This window comes from Streptomyces carpinensis (assembly GCF_002154505.1).
GTDB classification, from domain to species: domain Bacteria; phylum Actinomycetota; class Actinomycetes; order Streptomycetales; family Streptomycetaceae; genus Streptomyces; species Streptomyces carpinensis.
Window position 1 is genome coordinate 1 of sequence record NZ_MUBM01000530.1, and the last position, 5,959, is coordinate 5,959.

Annotated in this window: 5 protein-coding genes; all 5 read right to left on the reverse strand. The window is 70.8% G+C overall.

The window, feature by feature from the left end; all coding sequences use genetic code 11:
- On the reverse strand, positions 1-256 hold a 256-nt coding region (locus BZY54_RS45445; protein WP_208640964.1), incomplete at its 3' end, for an ATP/GTP-binding protein.
- Positions 237-641 (reverse strand): DUF742 domain-containing protein, encoded by a 405-nt coding sequence (locus BZY54_RS45450; RefSeq protein ID WP_086731210.1) that lies wholly within the window; start codon positions 639-641, stop codon positions 237-239. The genes BZY54_RS45445 and BZY54_RS45450, both read right to left, overlap by 20 nt.
- On the reverse strand, positions 638-1,045 hold the full coding sequence (locus BZY54_RS45455) for a roadblock/LC7 domain-containing protein (RefSeq protein ID WP_086731211.1): 408 nt from the start codon (positions 1,043-1,045) through the stop codon (positions 638-640). The genes BZY54_RS45450 and BZY54_RS45455 overlap by 4 nt, the downstream gene beginning before the upstream one ends.
- Positions 1,042-2,655, reverse strand: coding sequence for a sensor histidine kinase (locus tag BZY54_RS45460; RefSeq protein ID WP_086731212.1), 1,614 nt, complete (start codon positions 2,653-2,655; stop codon positions 1,042-1,044). Before BZY54_RS45460 ends, BZY54_RS45455 begins: the two co-directional genes overlap by 4 nt.
- A 363-nt stretch (positions 2,656-3,018) precedes the next feature.
- A complete protein-coding gene (locus BZY54_RS45465; RefSeq protein WP_086731213.1) occupies positions 3,019-5,871 on the reverse strand; it encodes a DEAD/DEAH box helicase in 2,853 nt (950 codons plus the stop codon).
- Between the last annotated feature and the right edge of the window lie 88 nt (positions 5,872-5,959).

Here is a 5,959-nt window from a genome sequence, read left to right on the forward strand (position 1 = left end):
TGATGCGGCCGAAGTCCATCGCCACGGTGGTCGCCGTCTTGGACTCGGAGCCGTAGTTGTCGTCGATGCCGACGCCGGCCTGGGTCATGGTCTCCTCGGTGGTCAGCGGCCTGATCTCGCTGACCGAGCCGACCATCGTCGTCTTGCCGACCCCGAAGCCCCCGACGATGACGATCTTCGCTGCGGCCTGGGCCGTGTGCGGCAGATGGTCCTCGGTACGCGGGCCGGGGATGGTGTCAGAGCCGTTGAAGTCCATGCATCACCGCTTCGAGGAGGGAACGGTCGGGTAGCGCCTGGCGGACGATCGGGGCGCGTGCCTGCACGAGTTCGGCCGTCAGCAGTTCGGTGATCAGGACCGTCGTCGCGCTGAACGGCAGGTCGAGGTAGGCCGACAGCTCGGCCACGGAGAGCGGGGCGGTGCACAGCCGCAGCACGGCCGCCTGCTCCGGGTTCGCGGACGGCGGTGGATCGGCGCGTGCCACGACCAGGGTCACCAGGTCGAGCGCGGCGCGGGCACCGTCCTCACCGCCGCCGGCGACCACGTACAGCCGCTCGGGATTCTTCTGCTCGCCCTGCTCGACGGGTTTCGGGGGCGGTGGTTCGGGTGCGGGGTAGCGCCTCTGGCGCCGCGGAGGAGTCATACGGTCTGCCCGTTGCGCCGGGGCGGACTGGTCAGATGGGCGCCGATGCGGACCACGAGATCGCGCATGCGCGCACTCATCATGCCGGGCTCGGTGCGGATGTCGGCGAGCACCGCGAGGTAGGCGTTGGCGCCGGCGGACATCAGATAGAAGTAGCCGCCGTCGATCTCGATGACCACCAGTTTCATCCGGCCGTCGCTGTCGGGGATCTCGACGGCGACGGCACCGGCCAGGCTCTGCAGTCCCGCGCAGGCCGCGGCGACCCGGTCGGCGGCGTCGGGGTCGCCGCCGTAGCGGGCGATGCGCAGGCCGTCGGCCGAGAGCACCACGATCATCTCGATCCCCGGTACGCCGTCGTTGAGCTCCTTGAGCATCCAGTCGAAGTTGGCACGCTGCTGGATCACTTGAGGTCCCCCTCGTCGTCGGCCTCGGCACGGGCCGGCTGCTCGATCAGATGCAGGAAAGCGGTCGGGTCCTGGGTGAACGCGGTGGGGTCGGGGCCCGGGTTGTCCTTCTTCAGGCCGTCCCAGAACGCCTCCACCCACAGACCCGGTTCGGGGTCCTTCTCGACGGGCTCGGGCTCCGGTGCGGGAGTGCCCCACACCGACCGGCCCTCCTGCTCGGCGCGCTGGGCGGCGTACTGCTCGGCGATGCGCCGGCTGAGCGGGGTCTTGACCCGGCTGCGGCGCTGCGGCAGGCCGTTCGCCGTCCACTCGGTGACCTCGGGGACGTCGTCGTCCATCGGCACGGTGGCGGGGATTCGCGGGCTGGTCGGGCGGCGCTTCTTCGGGGCGCGCTTGGGGCCCTCCAGCGCGTCCTCGCCGGGCCGGGGGACGGAGGTGGCGCCGATGCCGTGGGCGAGTCCGGGGGCGGGGTCGGTGGTCATCATGTCGCTGGGCACGATCAGTACGGCACGCACCCCGCCGTACGCGGAGGACCGCAGGGACACCTGCATGTTGTACGTCGTGCACAGCCGGCCCACGACCGCCAGGCCCAGGCGGGGCTCCGAGCCGAGCTCCTGAAGGTCCACCCCGGCCTTGGCGGCCTCCAGCATGTTCTCGATGCGGGCGCGGGACTCCTCGTTGAGGCTGACGCCGCCGTCCTCGATCTCGATGGCCACGCCGGACTGCACCTCGATGGCGGTGACGTGCACCTTGGTCTGCGGGGGCGAGTAACGGGTGGCGTTGTCGAGGAGTTCGGCCGCGGCGTGGATGACCGGCTCGACGTGGGTGCCCTTGATGTTGACCTTGGCGATGGAGTGCAGCTCGATGCGGCGGTACTCCAGGATCCGGGACATCGCGCCGCGCAGCACGCTGTAGAGGGTGACCGGGTTGGGCCACTGGCGTCCGGGGCGGCCGCCGCCGAGGACGGAGACGGAGTCGGCCAGGCGGCCGATCAGCGCGGTGCCGTGGTCGATGCGCAGCAGGTCGTCGAAGACCTCGGGGCTGCGGCCGTGGTCCTCCTCCATCTCCCTGAGCTCCGAGGCCTGTTGGTGCACGATGGCCTGGACGCGGCGGGCGATGCTGACGAAGGAGCGCTGCGTGGAGTCACGCATGTTCTCCTCCTGGTCCACGATCTTGAGGATCACGCGCACCACCGCGCGCTGCGACTCGGGGATCCGGCACCACTCGGGGTCGCCGTCGATGAGGTCGCGCATCACCTCGCGGGGGGTGTGGTTGGCGCGCAGGTGGGCGACCGCGGCGGGGATGACCTCAGTGCCGAGGTAGGTGACCTGGGCGTCGTGGGAGGCGATGCGCCGCTCCAGGTACTCGGTGTGACGGGCGTACTCCGCCCGCTGGTCCTGCATGGTGCGCCCGCGGCGCACCGCTTCGGCGGCGGTGAGGAGCACGAGCAGGGTGGCCACGGCGCCGCAGCAGCCGACGGCGAGGCGGGCCGATTCCGTCACCAGTGCGACGGCGGCTCCGGAGACCGCCGCCATCGCTATGGCGGGCAGCAGCAACACGCGTGCGTAGGGAACTTCGCGGCCGCCGGGGGGCGATTGGACACTCACCATGTAAGCCCTCTGAGACGAATCGGCTGGGGTTCGGGGCAGCTTCCAGTGGGGTGTTTCATGGAACTGTCGGCATCATCGGGATATCCGGGAACAAACGCACGAATACATCTCAACTCGGTGCGCCGCGGGCGAGCCTAGTCCGACCGGATCATCGCCGTGTCATATTCGGCAAGCACCTGAAACGGGGCGCGCGGCAGGAGTACCCTCGGGCCGTTTACACACTGTGAAGTGATTCGAACACGATCTGTCACGGCGTGCAGGCATACGAGAGCCACTCACCGTGACGGGTGGAAACACCGTGGGGCGTGACCACGCGCGGCTCATCCGCACACGGTCACGCCCCACGGCCCAGGGCTTGGAGGTCTATCCGACCGACGAGTAGGCGACCACACCCCGCAGCAGCCCGTCGACCGCCTTGCGGGCGTTCTTCGCCACCGTGGAGCCCTCGCCGGGCGCGGCCGCCGAGATCTGACCCAGGACGTCGATGACCTGCTTGCACCAGCGCACGAAGTCGCCGGCCGGCATGTCCGCCTCCCGCAGCACCTCGTCGAGGCCCTTGCCCGAGGCCCACATGTATGCGGCCCAGGCGAAGCCGAGATCCGGCTCGCGCTGGCCGACGCCCTCCGTCTGGCTGATCCGGAAGTCCTCCTCCAGGGCGTCCAGCCGGCCCCAGATCCGCACCATCTCACCGAGCGCGGCCTTCGCCTTGCCCGAGGGCAGCTTGGGCGCCATGGCGTCGTCGCCGACCCGGGCCTCGTAGACCAACGCGGAGACACAGGCGGCGAGTTCGGCCGGGCTCAGGCCCTCCCACACGCGCTCGCGCAGGCATTCGCTGGCGAGCAGGTCGAGTTCGCCGTAGAGCCGGGCCAGGCGCTTGCCGTGCTCCGTCACCTCGTTGCCCCGCAGGTAGTCGAGCTCGGTGAGCAGCGCCACGATGCGGTCGAAGGTCCGGGCGATGGTGTTGGTGCGGCCCTCGATGCGGTGCTCCAGCTGCTTGGTGTCACGCAGCAGCCGGTGGTAGCGCTCGGCCCAACGGGCGTGGTCCTCGCGGTCGTTGCAACCGTGGCAGGGGTGGGCGCGCAGGGCGGCGCGCAGCCGGGCGATCTCGCGGTCGTCGGCCGCCTGGGAGCGCCGCTTGCGGTGCCGCTCCGGCGGGATGTGCCCGGCCTTGGTGCGCAGGGCGGAGGCCAGGTCACGGCGGGACTGCGGAGAGCGCGGGTTGAAGGACTTCGGGATCCTCATCCGCTCCAGCGCCTCGACGGGGACGGGGAAGTCAATGGCCGCCAGCCGCTTCACCTGCCGCTCGGCGGTCAGCACCAGCGGGCGCGGGCCGTCGTGGTGGTCGAAGCCCCGGTGGCCGTTGGAGCGGCCGGCGGGCAGGCCCGGGTCCAGGACCAGTGCCAGTCCCGCGTACTTGCCCGTGGGGACGTGGATGACGTCGCCGGGCTTGAGCCGCTCCAGGGCGACGGCTGCCTCGGCGCGCCGCTGGGCGGCGCCCTGACGGGCCAGCTCGGTCTCGCGGTCCTTTAGCTCCCGGCGCAGCCGCGCGTACTCGGAGAAGTCGCCGAGGTGGCAGGTCATGGACTCCCTGTAGCCGGCCAGGCCCTCCTCGTTGCGCTGCACCTGCCGGGAGATCCCGACCACCGACTTGTCGGCCTGGAACTGCGCGAAGGAGGTCTCCAGCAGCTCGCGGGAGCGGTGCCGGCCGAACTGCTCGACCAGGTTGACCGCCATGTTGTACGACGGCTTGAAGCTGGACCGCAGCGGGTAGGTGCGCGTGCCGGCGAGTCCAGCCACCTGCTCGGGGTTCATGGCGCGCTGCCACAGCACGACCGCGTGGCCCTCGACGTCGATGCCGCGGCGGCCGGCCCGGCCGGTCAGCTGCGTGTACTCGCCGGGGGTGATGTCGGCGTGCTGCTCGCCGTTCCACTTGACGAGCTTCTCCAGCACGACCGAGCGGGCGGGCATGTTGATGCCGAGGGCGAGCGTCTCGGTGGCGAAGACCGCCTTGACCAGGCCGCGCACGAACAGCTCCTCGACGACCTCCTTGAAGGTCGGCAGCATGCCCGCGTGGTGCGCGGCGATGCCGCGCTCCAGGCCCTCCAGCCACTCGTAGTACCCGAGGACGTGCAGGTCCTCGGGCGGGATGGAGGCGGTGCGCTCCTCGACCAGGGCGCGGACCTTCTCGCGCGCCTCCTCGTCGTTGAGCCTCAGGCCCGCGTACAGGCACTGCTGGACGGCGGCCTCGCAGGCGGCGCGGCTGAAGATGAAGGTGATCGCGGGCAGCAGGCCCTCGGCGTCCAGCCGTTCGATGACCTCGGGGCGGCTGGGGGTCCAGATCCTGGAACGCTGTCTGCGCTCGCGCTCGCGGTCCGCCTCGCGCATGGCACGGCCGCGCCGGCGGTCCGCGTAGGTCGGGCGGCTGGCCTCCAGACGGGCCATGCGCGTGAGGTCGGGGTTGACGGCCTTCCGGTGGCCCTCGCCCTCCTCGAACAGGTCGTACATCCGGCGTCCGGCCAGCACGTGCTGGAACAGCGGCACGGGCCGGTGCTCGGAGACGATCACCTCGGTGTCGCCACGGACGGTGTCCAGCCAGTCGCCGAACTCCTCGGCGTTGGACACGGTCGCCGACAGTGACACCAGGGTCACCGAGTCGGGCAGGTGGATGATCACTTCCTCCCACACGGCGCCGCGGAAGCGGTCGGAGAGGTAGTGCACCTCGTCCATGACCACGTAGCCGAGGCCGCGCAGGGTCTGGGAGCCGGAGTACAGCATGTTCCGCAGCACCTCGGTGGTCATCACGACCACGGGGGCGTCCGCGTTGAGGCTGTTGTCCCCGGTGAGCAGGCCGACCTTGCCGCTGCCGTAGCGACGGCACAGGTCGGAGTACTTCTGGTTCGACAGGGCCTTGATGGGTGTCGTGTAGAAGCACTTCCTGCCCTGCTGGAGGGCGAGGTGGACGGCGAACTCGCCCACGATCGTCTTGCCCGAGCCGGTGGGCGCGGCGACCAGCACGCCCTTGCCCGCCTCCAGGGCCCGGCAGGCCTCGATCTGGAAGGGGTCGAGGCCGAAGTCGTACATCTCGCGGAAGCCCGCGAGCGCGGTGGCCTGCTCGGCAGCTCGCCTGCGCGCTGCCGCGTACCGCTCGGCCGGTGAGAGGTCCTGAGTCATTGTGCCTTCGAGCGTACCGGGCCGCACTGACAACAGGACGATCATTATCCGGATCCCCTGGCGAACACCGAGGCAGCAGGCCTGACCGCCCCTGACCGGTGAGGACGGAGGCCGGTCGGCGGGGGCCGGGGGC

Coding starts and splice junctions, on each gene's coding strand:
- BZY54_RS45450 (WP_086731210.1), bottom strand. CDS start 641: ATGACTCCTCCGCGGCGCCAGAGGCGCTACCCCGCACCCGAACCACCG.
- BZY54_RS45460 (WP_086731212.1), bottom strand. CDS start 2,655: ATGGTGAGTGTCCAATCGCCCCCCGGCGGCCGCGAAGTTCCCTACGCA.
- BZY54_RS45465 (WP_086731213.1), bottom strand. CDS start 5,871: ATGATCGTCCTGTTGTCAGTGCGGCCCGGTACGCTCGAAGGCACAATG.